The sequence below is a fragment of the Egbenema bharatensis FJBBOT/2019 genome, assembly GCF_048077055.1.
Classification (GTDB): domain Bacteria; phylum Cyanobacteriota; class Cyanobacteriia; order Elainellales; family Elainellaceae; genus Egbenema; species Egbenema bharatensis.
In genome coordinates, this window is the sequence record NZ_CP182236.1 from 1475837 (window position 1) to 1495703 (window position 19867).

The 19867-nt window shown below is 50.2% G+C and carries 18 protein-coding genes and 1 pseudogene; 6 read left to right on the plus strand and 13 right to left on the minus strand.

The features are described from left to right. Window positions 1–51: 51 nt before the first annotated feature. The 5 genes from accC to ACM1PF_RS06965 all read right to left on the minus strand — a co-directional run bounded on the left by accC (window position 52) and on the right by ACM1PF_RS06965 (window position 4252). Window positions 52–1395, minus strand: coding sequence for an acetyl-CoA carboxylase biotin carboxylase subunit (gene accC / locus ACM1PF_RS06945; RefSeq protein ID WP_416673512.1), 1344 nt, complete (start codon window positions 1393–1395; stop codon window positions 52–54). A 369-nt stretch (window positions 1396–1764) separates the two neighbouring features. Continuing rightward, the gene (locus ACM1PF_RS06950) at window positions 1765–2187 is read right to left on the minus strand and encodes a hypothetical protein (protein ID WP_416673513.1); all 423 of its coding nucleotides are present in this window, start codon (window positions 2185–2187) and stop codon (window positions 1765–1767) included. Window positions 2188–2330: 143 nt separating this feature from the next. Next, entirely contained in the window at window positions 2331–2633 is a 303-nt protein-coding gene (rpsN, locus tag ACM1PF_RS06955) for a 30S ribosomal protein S14 (RefSeq protein WP_416673515.1), read from the minus strand. Between the two features lie 69 nt (window positions 2634–2702). Next, window positions 2703–3476 carry a 1-(5-phosphoribosyl)-5-[(5-phosphoribosylamino)methylideneamino]imidazole-4-carboxamide isomerase gene (gene hisA, locus ACM1PF_RS06960; RefSeq protein WP_416673517.1) on the minus strand — a complete coding sequence of 258 codons (774 nt, stop codon included), beginning with the start codon at window positions 3474–3476 and terminating at the stop codon, window positions 2703–2705. Window positions 3477–3586: 110 nt separating this feature from the next. After that, entirely contained in the window at window positions 3587–4252 is a 666-nt protein-coding gene (locus tag ACM1PF_RS06965; protein ID WP_416673519.1) for a response regulator, read from the minus strand. A 461-nt stretch (window positions 4253–4713) separates the two neighbouring features. Here ACM1PF_RS06965 and ACM1PF_RS06970 point away from each other — a divergent pair, with 461 nt between their 5' ends. After that, window positions 4714–5793: a Gfo/Idh/MocA family oxidoreductase gene (locus ACM1PF_RS06970; RefSeq protein WP_416673522.1), complete on the plus strand. Its 1080-nt coding sequence runs from the start codon at window positions 4714–4716 to the stop codon at window positions 5791–5793. Here the strand turns inward: ACM1PF_RS06970 and ACM1PF_RS06975 are convergent. Together ACM1PF_RS06975 and ACM1PF_RS06980 are read right to left on the minus strand one after the other, a co-directional pair. Beyond that, window positions 5730–7138, minus strand: a pseudogene (locus ACM1PF_RS06975) (ATP-binding protein). The gene ACM1PF_RS06970 and the pseudogene ACM1PF_RS06975 sit on opposite strands and share 64 nt — an antisense overlap. 165 nt (window positions 7139–7303) lie before the next feature. After that, entirely contained in the window at window positions 7304–7609 is a 306-nt protein-coding gene (locus ACM1PF_RS06980; protein WP_416673525.1) for a TMEM14 family protein, read from the minus strand. 394 nt (window positions 7610–8003) lie between these two features. Between ACM1PF_RS06980 and ACM1PF_RS06985 the strand changes: the two genes are divergently transcribed. Continuing rightward, complete coding sequence (locus ACM1PF_RS06985; protein ID WP_416673527.1) at window positions 8004–8252, plus strand: hypothetical protein; 249 nt, start codon at window positions 8004–8006, stop codon at window positions 8250–8252. A 178-nt stretch (window positions 8253–8430) separates the two neighbouring features. Here the strand turns inward: ACM1PF_RS06985 and ACM1PF_RS06990 are convergent, their stop codons facing one another. From ACM1PF_RS06990 to ACM1PF_RS07005, 4 genes are all read right to left on the minus strand, one after another. Next, window positions 8431–10683 carry a GAF domain-containing protein gene (locus ACM1PF_RS06990; RefSeq protein WP_416673528.1) on the minus strand — a complete coding sequence of 751 codons (2253 nt, stop codon included), beginning with the start codon at window positions 10681–10683 and terminating at the stop codon, window positions 8431–8433. A 16-nt stretch (window positions 10684–10699) separates the two neighbouring features. Next, the gene (locus ACM1PF_RS06995; RefSeq protein ID WP_416673531.1) at window positions 10700–11152 is read right to left on the minus strand and encodes a response regulator; all 453 of its coding nucleotides are present in this window, start codon (window positions 11150–11152) and stop codon (window positions 10700–10702) included. Window positions 11153–11161: 9 nt separating this feature from the next. After that, the gene (locus ACM1PF_RS07000; protein ID WP_416673533.1) at window positions 11162–12682 is read right to left on the minus strand and encodes a PAS domain-containing sensor histidine kinase; all 1521 of its coding nucleotides are present in this window, start codon (window positions 12680–12682) and stop codon (window positions 11162–11164) included. Window positions 12683–12792: 110 nt separating this feature from the next. Further along, on the minus strand, window positions 12793–13206 hold the full coding sequence (locus tag ACM1PF_RS07005; protein WP_416673535.1) for a Mo-dependent nitrogenase C-terminal domain-containing protein: 414 nt from the start codon (window positions 13204–13206) through the stop codon (window positions 12793–12795). A gap of 1061 nt (window positions 13207–14267) precedes the next feature. Here ACM1PF_RS07005 and ACM1PF_RS07010 point away from each other — a divergent pair. Then, window positions 14268–15407 carry a hypothetical protein gene (locus ACM1PF_RS07010; RefSeq protein ID WP_416673536.1) on the plus strand — a complete coding sequence of 380 codons (1140 nt, stop codon included), beginning with the start codon at window positions 14268–14270 and terminating at the stop codon, window positions 15405–15407. Between the two features lie 72 nt (window positions 15408–15479). On the opposite strand, the gene ACM1PF_RS07015 is transcribed toward ACM1PF_RS07010, so the two are convergent. Beyond that, complete coding sequence (locus tag ACM1PF_RS07015; protein WP_416673537.1) at window positions 15480–16232, minus strand: SAM-dependent methyltransferase; 753 nt, start codon at window positions 16230–16232, stop codon at window positions 15480–15482. Between the two features lie 101 nt (window positions 16233–16333). Beyond that, entirely contained in the window at window positions 16334–16708 is a 375-nt protein-coding gene (locus tag ACM1PF_RS07020) for a hypothetical protein (RefSeq protein ID WP_416673539.1), read from the minus strand. A 173-nt stretch (window positions 16709–16881) separates the two neighbouring features. Between ACM1PF_RS07020 and ACM1PF_RS07025 the strand changes: the two genes are divergently transcribed. The 3 genes from ACM1PF_RS07025 (at window position 16882) to ACM1PF_RS07035 (ending at window position 19637) form a co-directional block, all read left to right on the plus strand. Next, window positions 16882–17247 (plus strand): hypothetical protein, encoded by a 366-nt coding sequence (locus tag ACM1PF_RS07025; RefSeq protein WP_416673541.1) that lies wholly within the window; start codon window positions 16882–16884, stop codon window positions 17245–17247. A gap of 476 nt (window positions 17248–17723) precedes the next feature. After that, complete coding sequence (locus tag ACM1PF_RS07030) at window positions 17724–18371, plus strand: hypothetical protein (protein WP_416673543.1); 648 nt, start codon at window positions 17724–17726, stop codon at window positions 18369–18371. A gap of 333 nt (window positions 18372–18704) precedes the next feature. Further along, a complete protein-coding gene (locus tag ACM1PF_RS07035) occupies window positions 18705–19637 on the plus strand; it encodes an aminoglycoside phosphotransferase family protein (protein WP_416673546.1) in 933 nt (310 codons plus the stop codon). Window positions 19638–19867: the final 230 nt, after the last annotated feature.

Genomic DNA, 19867 nt, shown 5'->3' on the forward strand with positions numbered 1-19867 from the left:
CGGGCAAGATGCTCACCTCACAAGAGTTTCAGGTGATTAAATTTTGATTCCCTATTTGTTCATTTGCTCCACGAAGTTGGTATAAACTTCCCCCTCGATAAACTCCTGGGTTTCCAAGATGCGCTGATGAAAGCCGATCGTGGTGGGCAGTCCAGTGATGGCGCATTCCCGCAGGGCTCGCCGCATGCGTTTAATGGCTGTAGGGCGATCCTGCCCCCAAACGATCAGTTTGCCAATCAAAGAATCATAGTAGGGCGGAATTTCGTAGTCGGTATAGACATGAGAGTCCATCCGTACGCCAGGCCCACCAGGGGGAAGATAACCGCTGATCCGTCCCGGTTGGGGACGGAAGTTGTGATCCGGGTCTTCAGCATTAATTCGGCATTCGATCGCATGGCCCCGTAGCTCTACCTGCTCCTGGGTGATAGAAAGCCGATCGCCCTGGGCAATCCGAATCTGTTCGGCAATCAAATCCAGTCCTGTAATCATTTCAGTCACCGGATGTTCCACCTGAATCCGGGTATTCATTTCCATAAAGTAAAAATGCCCGGAATGATCCAGCAGAAATTCAACCGTTCCCGCTCCCACATAGCCGATCGACTTGGCCACCCGCACGGCCGCTTCCCCCATTTTTTCCCGCAGTTCTGGGCTGAGGGCTGGGCTGGGAGCCTCTTCCAGCAGCTTTTGATGTCGTCGCTGGATGGAACAATCCCGCTCACCCAGGTGAATCACATTGCCGTAGCTATCCGCCAAAATTTGAAACTCAATGTGGCGGGGCCGTTCAATAAATTTCTCCAGGTAAACCCCCGCATTGCCAAAGGCCGCCTCCGCCTCTCCCTGAGCTGCCAAAAAGGATTTCACCAGATCTTCTTCCGTCCGCACCAATCGCATTCCCCGACCGCCTCCCCCTGCGGTTGCCTTGATGATCACGGGATAGCCAATGTCCTGCGCGGTCACCAATGCTTCCTGCTCATCAGTCAGCAGTCCCTCACTCCCAGGCACAGTGGGCACCCCAATCCGCTGCATCGTTTCCCTGGCGGTAGACTTATCCCCCATCGATCGCATGGCATCGGGGGTGGGGCCAATAAAGGCAATCTGGTGGTCGGCGCAAATCTCCGCAAACCGAGCATTCTCCGCTAGAAACCCATATCCTGGATGGATGGCCGTGGCATTTCGGGTCAGGGCTGCCGCAATGATATTGGGAATGTTCAAGTAGCTCTTACTACTGGGCGGTTCACCAATACACACCGCCTCATCGGCCAACTGCACATGCAAGGCGTGGCGATCGATGGTGGAATGCACCGCAACGGTGGTAATTCCCAGTTCTTCACAGGACCAGAGAATCCGAAGGGCTATTTCTCCTCTGTTGGCAATCAGGATTTTATCGAAACGCATTGTTTAGGGAGTAGGGAGTAGGGGGTAGGCTTCCGCCGTGAGCGTCAGCCGAACGGGAGTAGGGGAACCGCAAAATTGGGGTCTGGTGTCCTTGCCCTGTGTCCTGCATTTTACGTTGAATTGGGTAATGTCAGGCGTGATTCGTCACAGAATCCAGCATCACAGAGCCAGCATTTTCGCAGCAGGAGACGATCGCTTAATTTAACACAGTCCTCAAACAGGGCAGCAGTAAAGTCCGAAAATTTAGCTGATCAAAATGCCCGATGGCAGGGGTGCGGCTCCCTGCTTTGTTCCGAAGAGATGCTTCACCCGCAGGCAAGATGCCTGCGCTACGGAAACCCCATTCCCCACTCCCCACTCCCCACTCCCTCATCTCGAATGCCACCATTCCTTCACTGCTGGAGACAGCTTCACCGGATATAGGGTGACGACAAAGGTACGACCAGACTGCTCTTGCCCCAACACTTCGACACAGTAGGAGGGACTGTTCTTCGTAGCCATGTCTGGGACAAACCGTCTGCCGATGCGCCGCCAACTGGGTTCTTTGCCCCGCCACTCCAGCCGACAGCAGGGCCAGGGCAGTTCCTCTCGATCGAACAGGCGACAGCAGGGCCCGACCACTCGATAGGTAAAGTGTCCACCAGGACTGTAAAACGTGTGCCCGGGGGGAAAAGGATGGGAGGTTTGATCCGGGGGAGTTTTGGCTCTGAAAGTTTTGTCCAAGGAATGGGAAGGGGATAGCTTCAGGCGGTGGAGTTCTAACTGTTCCAATGGGGTTTGATTAACATCCATAAACACGCAAATTAGAGGGAGTCTGAGAACTTGTAGCGACTCTCTACTCCCTCCAATAATGATCGAATTTAACGAGTTTCAGACAGTGGATTTGAAAATTTAGCATGGGGATTGCAAATTTCCCCAAACCATTGGCAACTCGACTACCAACTGGACTTGACCACACCTGGAAGCAATCCCTGGTGAGCCATTTCCCGCAAAACGTGGCGAGAAACTCCAAAGTCACGATAGTACCCTCTCGGACGACCCGTCAGCCAGCAGCGATTGCGGAGACGAGTGGGCGCACTATTGCGAGGCAGTTGCTGAATTTTGCGATGAATTTCAACTTTTTCTTGTTGGGTTTCGGCTGCTGCGAACTGCTCTTGGAGTTCTTGCCGTTTTTGAGCGTACTTTTCCACCAGTTTTTGGCGTTTCTTTTCCCGCTCAATCATGCTTTTCTTTGCCATGTAGGAACTTTAGACCCTCGTTTAAACAGCGTTTCCTATTGTATCGGAACTGGGAGGAGTTGTGCCAGGTTAAGCCAGTGCCGATGAGCCAAAATCTGGTGGAATATCCTGCCAGCGTCCCTGCCCGACGGCTCGAACCGCTTCCTTCAGGGAAATATCGCCGGTGTACAAAGCCCGACCGACGATCGCCCCATGTACGCCTGTTGCTTCCAGGGCTAATAAGCTCAATAGATCGCTAATGGAACTGATGCCCCCGGAGGCGATGACAGGAATCGAAATGGCAGACGCTAACTCCCGCAGGGCTGCCTTATTGGGCCCTTGCAGCGTACCATCCCGGTGAATGTCAGTGTAGATGATGGCGGCTGCACCAAAATCGGCCATTTGCTGGGCCAGGGGAATCGCATCCACTTCAGAGGTTTCCAGCCAGCCCCGCGTAGCGACCTTACCATTGCGAGCATCGATCCCAACGACGATGTGCCCCGGAAATTCCTGACAGAGTTGGTCAACCAGTTCCGGCTGCTCCACGGCGACGGTTCCCAGGATGACACGCTGTACGCCCAGAGAGAGCAAGTCCATCACCGACGATCGATCGCGCAGGCCGCCCCCCACTTGCACCGGGATATCCACCGATCGCACAATCGCTTCGATCGCCGCCTGATTGACCGGACGACCAGCCTTTGCCCCATCCAGATCGACTAGATGAAGGCGAGTCGCTCCCTGTTCTGCCCACTGCCGCGCGACGGCCACCGGACTCTCATCAAACACCTGGGATTGGGCATAATCACCCTGATACAGCCGCACGCAGCGACCTTCCAATATGTCTATCGCTGGAATTACATCCATATCACTTGCTCTTTTGTCTGCTTAACTTTGCTCGCTTTATCATGCCGCATCATGCTGTGCCAAGACACTGACTTTTCCCTCTCAATGGCTGCATTCCAGCGGCAGGGGTGCTAAACCAGATGATGTTCCAGGGCAAAGCGCACCAGTTCCGCCCGGTTGTTCGTCTCGGTTTTTCGTAACAAACTGCTGACGTGTTTCTCGATCGTCCGGGGACTGAGATGGAGCCGATCGCCAATTTGCCCATTGGATAAGCCTTCCACGACCACTACCAGAACTTCTTGCTCTCTGGGAGTCAGTTCAATATCCAGCGTCAGGGTGCTAACGGGCTTCGATTCTGGCTGAGTCGTTCGCTCCTCTTCGGGGTCATTGGAACGGACTCGCTGCCGCCATTCTGATTCGATCATCTGCGATCGTTCCAGCAGATTACGTACCACAGCCCCCAGCTCTTCTAATTCAAAGGGTTTAGGCAAGTAGACATCACATCCCAAACGATAGCCCCGAATCCGCTCTTCCACATTGGTGCGGGCTGTCAGGAAAATGACAGGCAGTAACCGGAACGCAGGCTGGCGACGCACCTGGCGCACGAGTTCATACCCATCCATCAGAGGCATCGTAATGTCAGTCACGATCAAATGGGGTTGATAATCATCCACCATTTCAAGTGCTTTTTGGCCATTCTCAGCCGAAACGACTGAATACCCGCATAGCTCAAGGTAATCGCCGATCGAAAGTCGTGTGCCCAGATCATCGTCAGCAACAAGAATCGTCAGAGGCATGGAACAAAGGGTGAGGAACGAGAGGTGACGATTACATACATTTCTATTAAAACAAAATGCTTGCAGGCATTCTTCGCCGCCCCCACTACCAGGGTATACGACAGCTCTGCAAGTCTTCATATTTCTAGACTTTCTAGACTAAGACAAGCTTTGGGTTTACAGATATCTTCAAGGATAGAGCTTTTATCTTCAAGGATAGAGCTTTACGAACCAAAACCACCGTTAAGTTCAGTTCTGATGGGCCATTGCTATCAAAGTACCAATGGACGGGCGAGAAACTGACACATTTAGCCATTGATGCGGCGGAATCACCCCAGAGAATGTGGTCGGATCACTGTTAAGTTCTGCCCAGCGGAGGGTTACGATTCTTTATATTAAGAATCACTATGCTACTATCTGGGTGTTTGGCGGTTGAACCATTCGTCCGCGTCCTGATTTTTGTGGTGTAGGAGTGAGCAGGCGTGCAGGAAAAAGTTGTAATAGAACAAGTGGGCACTCACGGACATCGTCATCACCCAGATCCGATTCGGGTGGGTGTAATTGGCGTGGGGAATATGGGTCAACATCACACGCGCGTCCTCAGTTTGCTAAAAGATGTTGAGCTGGTCGGTGTGGCAGATATTAACGTGGAACGGGGGCTGGACACGGCCAGTAAGTATCGCGTCCGGTTCTTTGAGGACTACCACGATCTGCTGCCCCATGTGGATGCTGTATGTATTGCTGTTCCCACTCGTCTGCATCATTCGGTGGGGATGACCTGCTTGCAGTCTGGGGTTCATGTCCTGATTGAAAAGCCGATCGCCGCTAGCATTTCAGAAGCAGAATCCCTGGTGAATGCAGCCGCTGAATTCCATTGCATTCTACAAGTTGGCCACATTGAGCGGTTTAATCCCGCCTTTCAAGAATTGAGCAAAGTCCTCAAGACTGAAGAGATCCTGGCTCTGGAAGCCCAGCGCATGAGTCCCTATTCCGATCGCGCCAATGATGTGTCGGTTGTGTTGGACTTGATGATCCACGATATCGACTTGCTGCTGGAGTTGGCAGGTTCGCCGGTGATTCGCCTGACGGCCAGTGGTAGCCGCGCCGCTGATTCGGGTTATCTGGATTACGTGACGGCTATCTTAGGATTTGCCAATGGGATTGTGGCCACCCTCACTGCCAGCAAAGTCACCCACCGCAAGATTCGCCGGATTGCTGCCCACTGCCGTAAATCCCTGACGGAAGCCGATTTCCTCAACAACGAGATCCTGATTCACCGGCAGACGACAGCCAACTGTCTTACCGATCATGGTCAGGTTTTGTACCGCCAGGATGGTTTGATCGAGAAAGTCTATACCAGCAACATTGAACCGCTTCACGCTGAGTTAGAGCATTTCGTGAGCTGTGTCCGGGGGGGCAATCAGCCTTCCGTTGGTGGAGAACAGGCCCTCAAAGCCCTGCGACTGGCCAGCCTGATTGAGCAGATGGCCCTGGATGGTCAGGTCTGGAAAGAGTCGGAGTTGAATGAACTCTGTGTGGGCAGTTCGGCGGTGATGGTTTGAGCCTTGAGGAAGTCCACAAACTGGCGGGCGGTTCGTCCCGATCGCCCATTGTGGCGAGTGGCCCATTGCAGGGCGCGGGCTTCCAGGTCTTGAGGGGACAGATTCACCTGAGCCAATTCAGCCAGATGGCGCACGATTTCTAGATAGGTGGGCTGATCCGCAGGCTCAAAGGTAAGGGTGATGCCAAACCGATCGCTAAAAGAGAGTTTCTCCTGCACCGTATCCCAGGCGTGAATTTCATCGGCATCACTGGGCCGGGTCGATCACCAAAGAACTCGCGGATGAGATGGCGGCGGTTGGAAGTGGCATAGACCACAACATTTTGCGGACGAGCGGTAATATTGCCCTCCAGCACCACCTTCAAAGCTTTGTAGGCATCATCGTCTTCTTCAAAGGACAGATCGTCTACAAAAATAATAAATTTCTGGGGCACCGATCGCAGGGAATCGACGATCGCGGGTAAGTCCTGAAGGTGAGCCTTACTGACTTCGATCAGGCGCAATCCTTTTTGCCCATAGGTTTGCAGTAACGCTTTCACTAGCGACGATTTACCCGATCCCCGACTGCCATACAGCAAGATATGGAGGGCTGGATATCCTGCCAGTAATGCCTCGGTGTTTTGCACCAGTGTCGCCTTTTGCAGTTCATATCCCGCCAGTTCCGAAAGCTGTATCGGATCCGGATGGGCCACCCCTGCCAGTTGTCCTGTCTGCCACCGAAAGGCCCAGTACTCAGCAAACCTACCACTACCAAACTGACGATAGTGGGCTGCTAGATCAAAAACCAACTCGGCCCAATTCTCAGACCTGCGAAATACGTGCCAAATTGGAAAATCCTGGTTCCTCTCGTCTTCTACGAAACTTTCTTCCCAGACGATCGGCGCAACCTCCAGATTCGCCACTTCCTTGACTCGCTGACTCAGCCATTGACCTTCATGGCGATAGAGGCTTTGCAGAGCTTGGAGATCTTGCTGAACAGCCTGAATCAGGGGTAAGGGAATTGATTCAACCATCGATCTTTGGGCCACACGAGAAAAAGGATTATCAGCCCGAAGAATTTGGTGGATTAAGTAGTCTTGCCAGCCCCATCCCGCTGCCGCCATCGCCTGAAACCATCGTCCGTAGGCAGCCAGACTCTCGATCGCTTGCCGATTTACAGCCTGTTCCCCCAAATTGCTCTGAGCAAAATCATCAGCCTGCTCGATCGCCCCAACATACCCCTGCTGTAACGCTTGCAAAAGGTGCAGAAATGATTGTCCGATCGCTCCATCCAGCACAGACTGATACAGCAAGAGCGAGGCAGCTTGGCGTTGAAGGAATTGAACACGGGGGAGAGGAGAAGGCATAGGGAGGGGTGTGGGGTGTGGGGTGTGGGGTGTGGGGTGTGGGGAGTAGGGGCGAATTGAGTTCGCCCAAATGGGCAAAGAGTAGGGGCGAATTGAGTTCACCCAAACGAGAGGAGGAGCGACAGGAAATAGAACAACCAAAACCCAGGCAAACCAAGAATGGGATCAGGCAAAGAACATCGCAATCAGAGCCACGATTCCCGCTAAACACATGAAGCCCGCAGGCATGAACTTTCGGGTTTTCCAGAAGCGAACGGCAAACGTGATCACCAGAGCGATCGTCACCACAATGGCCAGAGTCAATCCCCAGGCTGCCCCTTGCTGATGGGCGATCGCGCCAATGATCAGTAAAACACCGCTAATGATGCCAGCCACCAGAGATGGGAGACTCCTGGCCTGAGCATAGCCAATGATTCCCCCTACTAAAGACAAAATGCCGTAGATGATTGCTGCCAGAGCGCGAATTCCCATCTGTGCTGACTCAACTCAACGGTAGAATTCTAAAGCGTTGAACCGCCATCAATCCTTAATTGCCACAAAGTAAATGGAAATGCAACAAACCGTAAGGATTGAACTGTAACAATTTTGACTTGATTTGCCCGATCGATTGATGGTACGCTCTTCAGCTATAGCTGTCTTTTGGGTTGTCCTGACCTGCGAGATAGCAACTCTACCTAGAGGCGAATTCTCTAGCGGAGGTCAAGCGTGCCTACCAAGCAAAACGCTCAACCTCCTGACCCAGACTACTCAAGCTAGTCCAGGCTAGGGTGTATGATACCACCCGATGCCTGTCGCTTGCCCTGTCTGACATTGAGGGCTAGTCTCTAGGGTTTCTTCAAACCCTGGAAAAGGAGATTCACAAACCATGTCCGACAAATTTTTCGGTCAGCCTCCCCTCGGCGATCGGCTGATTTCCCCTGCCCGTCGCTCCGTAAAAATCCTGATGATCGGTCAACCCCATGATGTGGAATTGACGATCGCCCGCCTGTACCAGTGCGACTTCTGCCGCGTTGAGGATTGGTCCCGTCCCCTCCCCTTCTCGCAAATCCAGCCAGCCACCACCAAAGAACCGGGGGAAATCATGCGGATCTATGTGCGATCGATGACCCTGTAGGAAGGCTCTCATACCAATTTGATTGGCAGAAATTGCACACCCTGGTAAGGGCGCGCAGCAGTGCGCCCCTACGGGCAATCTATCTGCCGTGCAAACGATTTGAATCGGTATCATTTTCGGTGAGATCGGGAAGACAGCCTTCCCCCTCCTACCGGTGCGGGCGAATCTCGATTCGCCCCTACTTCCCACTCCCTACTCCCCACTCCCTACTCCCTCCTTCTTCCCGCTGCGGCAATTCCACCACAAAACAAGTCTGCTGACTGGCACTTTCCACCCAAATCGAACCCCCCAAATACTCCACCAGCTTTTTTACCAGTGCCAACCCTAACCCTGTGCCACCATATTTCCAGGGATCATTACTGGGAATGCGATAAAACCGATCGAATACCCGATCGCGTTCAAGTTCAGGAATTTCTACGCCTGTGTTGAGGATGTGAATCTGTATGGCATCCGGTGCGGGCTGCGCTGTAATGACAATTTTCTGGTGGGGAGGAGTGTACTTACAGGCATTGTTTAGCAGCTCTGTGATCACCCGCTCAATTCCATCAAAACTGGTCATCAGGGGAGGTAAGTGGGGTGGGATGTGAATGTCTAGCTGTTGGTGCTGGTGGCGACTCCGTTCCAGGAAGGGTTCTGCAACGTGGGGAATGAAGGTTTGTAGTTCGACCTCCATCAGATTCAGCGGTTCCACTTCGGCATCTAATCGCGCCAGATCCAGCAGGTCATTGATCAGATTAATTTCCCGACGGCATTCATCTTGCAAAATTTGAAAATAGCGATCGGCAGATCCCGCTTCCGTTCCCAAAATTCCGGCTTGCTTCAGGACAATTTCCAGCATTTGCGTTGCCATTTTGATGTTGGCCATGGGTGTCCGTAGCTCGTGGGACACCGTGTTGAGGAAATCATCCTTGAGGCGGTTCAGTCGCTCCAGTTCTTCCACCTGCGTCTGAGCGGCTTCATAGAGGCGAGCCTGCCGGAGGGCGATCGCACACTGGTTGGCCACTTGCTGCACCAGACGAACTTCCACTTCGCTAAACCCATGCTGGGCGGGCTTAAACATCCAGAGATTGCCAAACACTCCCTGCTCATTAGACATGGGAGCTGCCAAAATGCTGAACCATTCGTTTTCGCCCCGTAGCGCGAGGTGCATTGCTGAAGCCAGACAAAACTGAACGGATTGCCCCTGGAGGGTGTGAGCGTGAATTTCTGGTAGTTGGGCGATCGGAGCAGTACACCCCAGAGCAGCCGGGACGTTAGTGCTCACCGATTCGTAGTTGATGGTGATGGTTTGTTGTTCAAAATCATACCAGCCAATATCACAGGCCTCGGCATCCAGGGCAGACACCAGTTCTTCCACTGCCGTTTGTAAAATTTGCCGTTCATCCAGGCTGTCTCGCACCTTATCGGTGATCCGTTTCAGGGTGGCTTCAAAGTCGGAGGCTTCCTGAAGTTGGGCCGTACGCTGGCGCACCTGCTGCTCCAGATTGGTATTGAGTTCCTGGATTTGCTGGTATAGCTCAGATTGCTGGATGGCGATCGCTAACTGACTGGCCACCTGATTCAATAGATCAATTTCTGACGGTTGCCACTTCCGGGGGGTTATACACTGATGGGCAATGAGTAAACCCCACAGGGTATTTCCTTGCAGTAGGGGGAAGACCAGATTGGACTGGACTTGCAAGCTGGTGAGCAGTTCCGCATGACAGGGTTGAATTGGACTGGTTGCAACGTTTTCGATCGCACTAATTCGTCCCTGGCGATAGGGTTCATGCCACTGGTTTTGGAAGCAGGAATCTTGAATGGTACGCCCCAAAATGGACAACTGCGGTGAACTAACTGACTCCACCACCACTTGTCCACTCTTATCGGGATTGAGGTGATACACCACCACGCGATCGACGGTTAAAAATTGCCGCACTTCGGCAACGGCTGCATTCAAAATGGCATCCAAATCCAGGGAACCACGGATATGTTGCGTAATTTCTCGAATCAGCCGCTCCCGCTCCGCCTGCTCCTGTAATGCATCTTCTGCCTGCTTTTGCCGCATTGCATAGCGCAGGGATCGTTCCAGGGTCGATACGGTAATTTCATCTTTGTACAAAAAGTCGATCGCCCCCAGCTCCATCGCCTCCAGATCAACGCTGCGATCGGCGACTCCACTCAGCAGGATAATGGCAACCCGATGCGGTAATTTTGCGACCTGACGCAAAAGCTGTAAGCCATCCTGCTCACCCAGGCGATAGTCCAACAGATAAATATCGTATTGTTGCTCGGCGATCGCCCTCCAGGCCGATTCATACGTCGATACCCAGGCTAGCTGATACTGAGGTGTATGCACATCGGCCAGGAGTTCGCGGGTAAAAACGTAGTCGTCCTCGTTATCCTCGATTAGGAGAACTTGAATCGGGTGATTGTCCAAACGGTGGATCATCCTCAGTGATTAAACATTAAGATTGGTCATTGGGTAAAAGAACTGTTTCAAACCAGTAATGATTCAATACTTTGACTAACTCGACCAGTTGTTCAAAGGAATTGGGTTTAGAGAGGTACGAACAAGCCCCCAGGTCATAGCTACGGTTCACATCGGATTCTGATGTTGATGTTGTCAGAACAACCACTGGAATAGTACGCAGATCTGGATGGGCCTTAATTTCTCGAATTGCTTCATAGCCGTTCTTTTTAGGCATCCTCAGATCTAACACAATTAGATCGGGTTTGGAAACCTGAGTGGAATCAGCGTAATTCCCACGATGGCAAAGGAAGTCCATTAATTCTTCGCCGTTGTTAACGAGATGAAGCTGGGCTAAACCGGCCTCAGACCAGGCTTCCTCGAACAAGAGTCGATCGTCAGGGTTATCCTCTGCAACTACAAGGCTGCCGTACCAGGAAACGGAATTCATACAAAGTAATCACAAGTCTGAAACAGGGTGGTTCATTGGCAATGACACTATAAAAGTAGCCCCGTGACCCAGCTTACTTTGAACGGTCACGCTGCCGTTATGCCGTTCCGCAATTTTACGACAAATTGCCAACCCCATCCCGGTTCCATCGTACTCGTTATGACTTTGCAATCGTTCAAAGGGCTTAAAAATTCGATCGAGGTACTGCTCATCCAGCCCGATCCCCTGGTCTTCTACCAGGATTTGACAGATTAATTCGGTCTGGGAGTCATCGGCTGGATCAGGGGGCAATTTCGGATCACGGGGGAAATCAGGCGGTGGAATCGGGTGGTTAGCGATGTAGCTATAAATTTTGATGCGAGGTGGGTGAGAACCGTGAAACTTCAGGGCATTGCTGATGAGATTTTGCAACAGTTGATAGATTTGCCCTGGATCGGCTGCGATCGTGGGGAGGGGTTCCACCGCAATTTCTGCCTGAGTTTCCTGGATCTTGGCTTCCAGGGCCAGGAGAACATTAGACACAATTTGATGCAAATCTACAGAAACAAAGGGTTGGGCCTGGGTCGTAATTTGTGACAACGCCAGCAAATCATCAATTTGAGTTTGCATTCGCCGACAGGCTCGCCGGATCCGTTGAATGTAATCTTGTCCAGCAGTATCCAGTTGGTGATGGTAACGACTCTCCAGCAGCCCACTAAAGTTGTGAATGGTGCGCAGGGGTTCTTTCAGATCGTGGGAGGCGATGAAGGCAAAGTTCTCCAGTTCCTCGTTGCTTTGCTTCAACCGATAGGTGAGCGATCGCAGTTCATCTTCCGCCTGTTTCCGTTCAGAGAGTTCATGCTGCAATTGCTGATTGACCTGAGAGAGTTCGATGGTTCTGTCCTGAACCCGCGTTTCCAGCGTTTCATTTAACCGCCTCAAATCCGCATCCGTCTGCTTCTGCTGCGTAATATCGCCTACCACCCCCAGCATCCGAAGAATTTGCCCGGTATGGTTCAAGATGTACTTGCCGCTGCCACTCATCCAGTGGATACTGCCATCGGGATGGACGATCCGATAGTCCATTTTCCAGGGCGTTTTCTGGCGTTTGGCATCCATCAGCGATTGTTCCACCAGACTGCGATCGTCTGGATGAACCATTTGCAAAAATGCATCGTAGGTTCCAGCAAATTCTCCATCTGCTAACCCAAACAATGCATCATACTGCGCTGATCTCTGGACGACTCCCGTTTCGGGTTCCCATTCCCAGATGCACAGTCCTGCTGCATCCATCGCAATTTTGAGCTTCTCCTGACTGTCTCGCAGGGCATAACCCGTTTGCTGATGATGATGTTCCAGGCGATCGAAAACGGCTTTGATGCGCCAGGATGCGGCTGAAAAAATGATGGCAACGATGACTAGTTCAAAAATATGGCTCAGTTGCTCTTCTCCATGCCCGCACAGCAAGATATGAGCCAATATTTGGGCAAAAAATGCAATTCCAGCAAACAGCCCGATCCGGGTAATAGCAGACAGATGATGCTGATTCATGGCTCTGCGAGTCCATAGGGGTGGCTCAACCTGCACCACGCAGATTTGGCCATTGAAGGTTCTATTCCCTGTGATAACTCACACAGCCCATTTTGCTCTACAAATCTTGTTTAACAGTAGGGTGAAATGTCTTCTCCACAGACATCTGCCAGATAGCACAACGCCCGAAACCGCAGGGCGACAACTTCTTCATAGACTGGATTCAACTTGCACATGGGTGGAATGTGGAACAGCGTCCGCCCAAACAGTTGAATATCTCGCTCAAAGGGGCACTGGGCTGGAATGAATTGACAAATCGATCGGGCAAATCGAGCGTTTTTCACTTCAATCTGATCCAGCCATTGGCGAATTGGTTTCAACCAGTCACGCTGAGACGGAGGGCGATGCACCGATGAAATGGATTCAGACTGCGCTTTGTCACTGGTTTGATCTATCCAGACCCATTGGGTTAGGGCCAGGTTCTCAGTCTGAATGACAGTTTCACCCTGGATGAAGTTTTCGGTTTGAATGTTGGAAGCATTCATCAGTCCATTCCTCAAATCTGCGGCGGGTTTGATGATAATCGATCAACCTCGTTATTGATCATCTACAGAGGTTGTACAGGCCATCTCGGAACGATTCTAGACTTAACCAAAAATTTATGTTTGGTTTTGTAGTCTGACATACACTTTCCCCTGCTCAGGGAGAAAAGTCCCTGGTTAGGTGGAGGATGAAGGACATCCTCTTGACCTAACACTCGCTATGTTGCCCCAGATCACAACTTGTTAAGCGCGTGAAACTACTGGATTTTTGACCATGAAAGTTGACCTGATCCAGCGAAGATACAGACAAAGAGCTGTGAGATGGGGCATCCAGTCTGAGGGTATCCAGTCCGGGTGCAGGGAGCGTTAGACCTTCAGCGTCAGATCAAGGGTTAGATCATGAGATGGGTTAATTGGCTCAATTCAGCAGTTCGAGCGCAACGAATCGGTTGGATCAGGTTTGGTTCTCCAGCTTTATCCATCGGGCGATCGCTCCTTTGCCAAGGGTATATCTTTTGCTGTGCTTTTGCTGTGCTTTTGCTGTGCTTTTGCTGTGCTTTCAAGGAGATCAGTGGATCCAAAAAATATGCCCGATGTAATTCCGCTGAATGAATTGTTCAATGGAGCATTTTAGTTCTTTCCTCCACTAAGTAGACAAAACTTTGTAGTATCCAGACCTCATTCATTCGATCGAGGTTTCAGTTCGTGATTGTAGTGGTTTTATTGGCTTGAAATTGTGACGTAGGTACCATTCTGCTTGTGATACAAAGTGGTTCATCAATCATTGTTTGACGATAATCCTGATTTGATGAAGAGTCCGTTTTTTAAAGGTGAATATTGTAAAGAACTAATGAAATAAAACGGGTGGAACAGCTCTCTCCTGGAATCTTGGGAATCAGGAGGGGATCAAGAAATGTCATATCCCGCCTGGTAAAAGGGCACAGACGCTACAAATAGCACAACTTTTGCAAATCTCAGGGGCTGACCTCCAAATTTAGCGGTTTTGCCTATTGTGCTTTTTAAAAGTCGTGGCATAATGATCGGGCTGTTTTGTGGCACGGCTCATGGTTCACGCGCTTCGCTCAACGGATATGGCTGATACGGCTCATAGTTCCCTACATCTGGTTCGATCGTCTGATTCACCGGACTGGAGCAATGGGATTGATCTGAGTGACCTCAATTTTCAAGTTCCGGATCCAGAGGATGAGCAAATTTCGGAGCAGGAGTTTCAACGGCAAATTGAGGTGGCCTGGCAGGTCTGCGATCGGTTCGATCTCCAAACTGATATTTGGCGGGGACGAATCCTGCGGGCGGTGCGCGATCGGGAAAAGCGGGGCGGTGATGGACGTGGCATTGGGTTTTTGAACTGGCTGAAGGAACAGGAAATTAGTAAAAGTCAGGCCTATTCGTTGATTGAGTTGGCGAATAGTGCGGATGACCTGCTGGAACAGGGGGTGTTGGAACCGGATGAGGTGAATCACTTCAGTAAGCGCGCTTTTGTGGAAACGGCTCAGGCGTCCCCAGAAGTTCAACAAATGATTAGCGATCGGGTCAAGGAATTGGAAACTGCTAATCATTCCGCTAGTAACCGGCCCCAGATCACCCGTCGGGATGTGCGGCAGCTTAACGATGAATGGACGACGATGTCTTCTGATCTATTGCCAGAATCTGTTAAGGAAAAAGCTGCTAACAGCACCATTCCCACGCGCTATCTGACCCCCCTGGTTAAAGAAATGGAAAAGCTGCCGGAATCCCATCAGGCTACCCTGAAGGCGGAGGTGGCAGAAAGCCCAGATGTGGATACGGTGAAGCAAGTGACTAATTCTGCCCGCTATCTGGCCAAGTATTTATCTGCGGCCCAACAGGTTCAGGTGCTTGATCAGGACTCTCTGGATTTAGAATCTGCCCTGGAAGAAGCTCTGCGGATTGGTTGCCTCAATAGCACTGCGGATCTGGTGAATCAGGCTTCTCAACTGGAACAAACGATCGTTAAACTCTATACCACCTGGAAACGCCTCAATAGTCTGGCGGAACGGGTCTATCTCGATAGTGGTTCCAGTACGCCCAATTTGCGATCGCTCCTGTCTCATCTGGCTCCCCTGTCTAATGAACTGCTGGAGGTGAGTTTGGGTGATCAGGATGGCAGTTTTTCGCGGCTGATTCGATTGCGGATCTTGCCGGAGGAAGGAGTCGGTGGGGAATAGGGAGTGGGGTGTGGGGTGTGGGGTGTGGGGTGTGGGGTGTGGGGGCGATCGAATGAATGGTTTGACGGTTTGCTAATTTGCTTGCAGAACATAAAACGTATAACCATAGAAGTCGCTGAATTTTTCAAACAGTCTCATTTCTTCCTCGGTTTCACGAATAACGGATTGGGTAATGGGAGTGATTTCGATCTGCTGCATTCGCTGACGGAGCGGTTCATAATAATTGTCCCACCAGGCCTGACTCGGTAGCCGATGGGTAGAAAGGACACTAAAGCCCGATCGATTCGCCCGATCGATATTCTCAGCCTCGGTTCCCATCGTCGGATAGGCGTTTTGCCAGTAGGCGATCGCAGGCTCTGGCGGATTATCAGTAAACCAATTCATCTCTGATATAACGGCAATGCCTCGGTTGGCCAGAAGCGGTTGCCAGATTTTCAGGGCTTGCTCAAACTCAAGATTATAGGCAGCCCCCTCAGACCAAAGCAGGTCAACCGAACCGACTGACCAATTGAGCTTCGCCATGTCACCATGAATTGGCATTACTAAATGCTCAAGTCCAAGCTGTTTGGCGCGGGCTTTGAGTTCATCGATAAAAACCAATGAGGAGTCTACTGCCATGACGGTGCTCTGGTAGTGTTGTGCAAGCAGCAATGCACCTGTGCCGCTGCCACATCCTAGATCGGCAATTCGCGGTTTGGGGGGCAAGGTAGAAAGGTTGCTCAAAATATTGCGCGAGAAGTTAGAGTCACCGGGACCTTTACGGTCAAGTCCACGGTGCAAATCAATTAAAGCGGCAATATATTCAGTTGGGGTATCTGTATCCATCGCACTATTATCAAGAGATTCTTGGCATCTACAATTCTATTGACCGCTTGCCTCTGAAGCCAGCCTAATGTTACTTGTAGAGCATTTCGCTCCTCATTTCTTTATCCCAAGGGTTTCCCACCCCGATCGCAATGGCTGATGGATTTGCCTTCGTAATGCACGGTGAATTGGGCGTTGGGACTCATTTTTCGCAGTTGCACAATAATCCGATCGGCTTCGGCGCGAGTGGTCGATCGGGCGCATTCTGTGCCGTTTTTGCGAATGCTCCAGGTGTACCGCTCCATATCGTAATTCATCACACATGACTCCTGGGTAGGGGAAGAAGGGGCGATCGGTTGTCGCCCCGGTTGGGTTTGAACGCTTGTGATCGGTTTGGAGAATTGCGGCTTTACACCGCTAGCTTCTGGTGGGTTGGCGCTGGCTGGTCTAATCAGGCATTCCCTCCGCGCATTCTCCGAGTCAGATCGATATGGCAAAACTTTCGTTGATTCAAATATTGCATACTTGTTGGGAAAGTTCAACAGATTAACAGCAAATATCCCAACAAGAGCTTAGAATTAATCTGTAAACTCTAACGCTTCAGCCAGCTTTTCAGCCGAAACCCGTTCTGTAAGTGTTGGGAATCTGCAACAATTGAGGAGGTTTACAGATGAATTCTCCAATGGATACCCGGATCGGCAGTTCCGAATTTGGCGACTTCCAATATGCTCAATTCATTGAGTGGTGTTTTTATGAGCGGCAGAGCAAGGGGGGGCTGCTCCGAAATCTTGCGGTGGCTCGGACTGAGGCGAATCAGGATATTATTGCGGCTCAACGGGATTATTACTGTAAGGTCTATGGGATTGAACCAGATGAGTTGTTGCGTCGGGTTCTAGAGGCGGATGCAAATGGGGTGTCGATCGTAGAACTACATCGCCAGTTGACGGAAGAGGCGATGAATAACCCAAATGCCGATCTGTCTCTCTTGCCGAAATTGCAGGAACCGAAGAAGCGCGGACGGAAGCCGAATCAATAAACCGTTTTGTGTGGCAGCACAAGGGACGATTTATACTGAGTCACTTACCGCAAAGCATTAATCTATACGAATAGCTTTCTATATATCTGAAGATTTACTGAGATTTTAGAATGGTTTTGGGGCGATCGGTTAGGATGTTGATGGTGATTCTGTATAATCCCCCTGTGAAGGTAAGCAGGCAGAAAAATTCTGTCTAATATCTTGGTACAGGATTTTATGCAGACAAAATTCTGTCTAACACTTATTCTGGGATGTTAGATAGAAAAATATCTGTCTAATATCCTTATGAGGGGAGATAGGCAGAATCTTTACTGCCTAACCAAGAGTTCGCATTCCATACGCTACGCGTCATCAGGGTGAAAGAAATCAGATTTGTTAGATGAGTATTTACACTTATTGAAAATCTGATTTCTTAGGAGACCGCTTCACGAAGTTGAAAATACTGAGCATACAGAGTATATACACTAGCACCCCCGATGAAAGAAAATTACAAGCAACTGATTCAGACTAAAGGGCATTTGCCTACCGGCATTTCTAGCCAGAGTTTTCCCATAGGTTTCATCGTCGGATTTTTGGAGGATAATTTAAAATCAAGCGAGTCTTTTCTTGATGTTACAGGAGTTAGATTTCAGGGAAAGAATTCATTTTTAGTCCTGACCTCTGAAAGGCTTATCTGCGTTTATTTCAAGTCTGATGTCATTATTGGGAAAAACTTTGAAGTCTCTCTAATTCTGGATTATATTCATATAAATAAATTTTCCATTGCGCCACAAAGCGGAATTATTATTAAAGGCGAAAATAGTGATTTTAATATGTATTTCGTCCAACCAGAAAAAGGAAAAGAATTTTCAGAGTCTCTTAAAAACTTGGGGATTAAGATTGAAAGCCTCACAATTATCTCTTCCGACAGATATAAGAAAACACTGATTTTTCAAGGAATTGCTGGGTTTATAGTCATAGCTGCTCTATTTGGTAGCTGCACTTACAATACAATCACTCGTCCTCAATCTACCAGTTCTGGTACAAGCGCAGAAGCGATTGAAGTATGTTTGAGGAAATACATTCGAGGTGATACTGTAGAAAAGCATGAAATTGAAGAAGCTTATAGAAAATGCGCTCCTTGAATCTGTTGGTGAAAACTAGGTAGTGCCCTTTTGTAAAGGATAGAGAAAAATAGCCTGACATCAAATAGAGAAAAATAGCCTGACATCAATTCGCTTTTAGCAGAAAGCTTTCAGAAATAGCTGTTCATTCTCCATCCTTTACAAAAGTAAGACTACCAAACTCCATCCGATCGCCCTCACTCCTCCCCCTCTTCCAAACCCCAAGCCACTGAATTCTTTGGATCAACCTTCGGCGTTGGACTTTCCTGTTCTCTATCCTTCTTTCTATATCGCCGAGAGCAACATTTAGAACGCACTGTTTGAGATGATTTGAGATGAACTGGGGAGGCATTCATGAGTTCAGAGCAAATAGCAAGCGCGATCGGAACCCCCACTTCTGAAATTGAAATCAATGCCGCCCTCGTTCATTCCCTTCTAGCCGCACAGCATCCTGACCTGGCGCATTTACCGCTCCATCCAGTAGACGCAGGTTGGGACAATGCCATCTTTCGACTGGGTGATCAGCTATCTGTCCGACTGCCTCGTCGCAAAGTTGCTGCCCCTCTCATCGAACATGAGCAAACCTGGCTCCCCCAATTGCCCAATCTTCCCATTCCGATTCCCATTCCTGATCGACAGGGAAATCCGGGACAAGACTATCCCTGGAAATGGAGCATTTTGCCCTGGTTGGCAGGGGTAACGGCTGACCAGCAAGAACCCCATCCAGATCAGGCACAGCAGTTTGCGGCATTTCTGCGATCGCTCCATGTTCCTGCACCAAGGAATGCACCCTCTAACCCCTTTAGAGGCGTACCGCTGCATCAGCGAGCCTCTGCTGTTGAGGAACGAATCCAGCGACTTGAGCAGAAAACGAATCTGATCACTCCAGCTATTAAACGCACCTGGAAACACGCATTAGATGCAGCAATGGATGTTAAAGCAACCTGGATACACGGTGATCTTCATCCCTGCAATGTGTTGGTTGATAATGGTGTGATCACAGGCGTTATTGATTGGGGAGACATTACAGCAGGCGACTGTGCAACGGATCTGGCGGCAATCTGGATGCTCTTTTCGGATTCCAAAGTGCGTCAACAGGTCACTGTAGAATACAACGCTTCCGAAGCAACCCTGCAACGGGCGAGAGGATGGGCGATACTCTTTGGCGTTGTCCTACTCGATACTGGATTAGTTGATAACCCTCGGTATGCAGCGATCGGAGAGCGAACATTGCAGCGTATTAGCGGACTTCCGATGAGCTTTGACCATATTCATCGTTACGGATGAACAAAATGATTGACGTTTTTTCGTTTGTGTCTCATTCAGGGTCTAGCAAGCAATGCAGTAATTGCAAAAGTTTTGAATCTGTTCGATCGACAATCCGATCGTTTTAAGTTGGATGCGCTACTTTCGATCGCAGTTTCTTCTTCAGATGAATCTATAAGTCTACAAACATCACATCAATACCATCTCTTCGTTAAAATTTTGAGGAAAAATGCAGCCTACTACAGAGCAAC

What these genes read in the sequence shown, in the direction of transcription:
- accC (WP_416673512.1), bottom strand. Translation starts at nt 1,395, where the DNA reads ATGCGTTTCGATAAAATCCTGATTGCCAACAGAGGAGAAATAGCCCTT.
- ACM1PF_RS06950 (WP_416673513.1), bottom strand. Translation starts at nt 2,187, where the DNA reads ATGGATGTTAATCAAACCCCATTGGAACAGTTAGAACTCCACCGCCTG.
- rpsN (WP_416673515.1), bottom strand. Translation starts at nt 2,633, where the DNA reads ATGGCAAAGAAAAGCATGATTGAGCGGGAAAAGAAACGCCAAAAACTG.
- hisA (WP_416673517.1), bottom strand. Translation starts at nt 3,476, where the DNA reads ATGGATGTAATTCCAGCGATAGACATATTGGAAGGTCGCTGCGTGCGG.
- ACM1PF_RS06965 (WP_416673519.1), bottom strand. Translation starts at nt 4,252, where the DNA reads ATGCCTCTGACGATTCTTGTTGCTGACGATGATCTGGGCACACGACTT.
- ACM1PF_RS06980 (WP_416673525.1), bottom strand. Translation starts at nt 7,609, where the DNA reads ATGGGAATTCGCGCTCTGGCAGCAATCATCTACGGCATTTTGTCTTTA.
- ACM1PF_RS06985 (WP_416673527.1), top strand. Translation starts at nt 8,004, where the DNA reads ATGTCCGACAAATTTTTCGGTCAGCCTCCCCTCGGCGATCGGCTGATT.
- ACM1PF_RS06990 (WP_416673528.1), bottom strand. Translation starts at nt 10,683, where the DNA reads ATGATCCACCGTTTGGACAATCACCCGATTCAAGTTCTCCTAATCGAG.
- ACM1PF_RS06995 (WP_416673531.1), bottom strand. Translation starts at nt 11,152, where the DNA reads ATGAATTCCGTTTCCTGGTACGGCAGCCTTGTAGTTGCAGAGGATAAC.
- ACM1PF_RS07000 (WP_416673533.1), bottom strand. Translation starts at nt 12,682, where the DNA reads ATGAATCAGCATCATCTGTCTGCTATTACCCGGATCGGGCTGTTTGCT.
- ACM1PF_RS07005 (WP_416673535.1), bottom strand. Translation starts at nt 13,206, where the DNA reads ATGAATGCTTCCAACATTCAAACCGAAAACTTCATCCAGGGTGAAACT.
- ACM1PF_RS07010 (WP_416673536.1), top strand. Translation starts at nt 14,268, where the DNA reads ATGGTTCACGCGCTTCGCTCAACGGATATGGCTGATACGGCTCATAGT.
- ACM1PF_RS07015 (WP_416673537.1), bottom strand. Translation starts at nt 16,232, where the DNA reads ATGGATACAGATACCCCAACTGAATATATTGCCGCTTTAATTGATTTG.
- ACM1PF_RS07025 (WP_416673541.1), top strand. Translation starts at nt 16,882, where the DNA reads ATGAATTCTCCAATGGATACCCGGATCGGCAGTTCCGAATTTGGCGAC.
- ACM1PF_RS07030 (WP_416673543.1), top strand. Translation starts at nt 17,724, where the DNA reads ATGAAAGAAAATTACAAGCAACTGATTCAGACTAAAGGGCATTTGCCT.
- ACM1PF_RS07035 (WP_416673546.1), top strand. Translation starts at nt 18,705, where the DNA reads ATGAGTTCAGAGCAAATAGCAAGCGCGATCGGAACCCCCACTTCTGAA.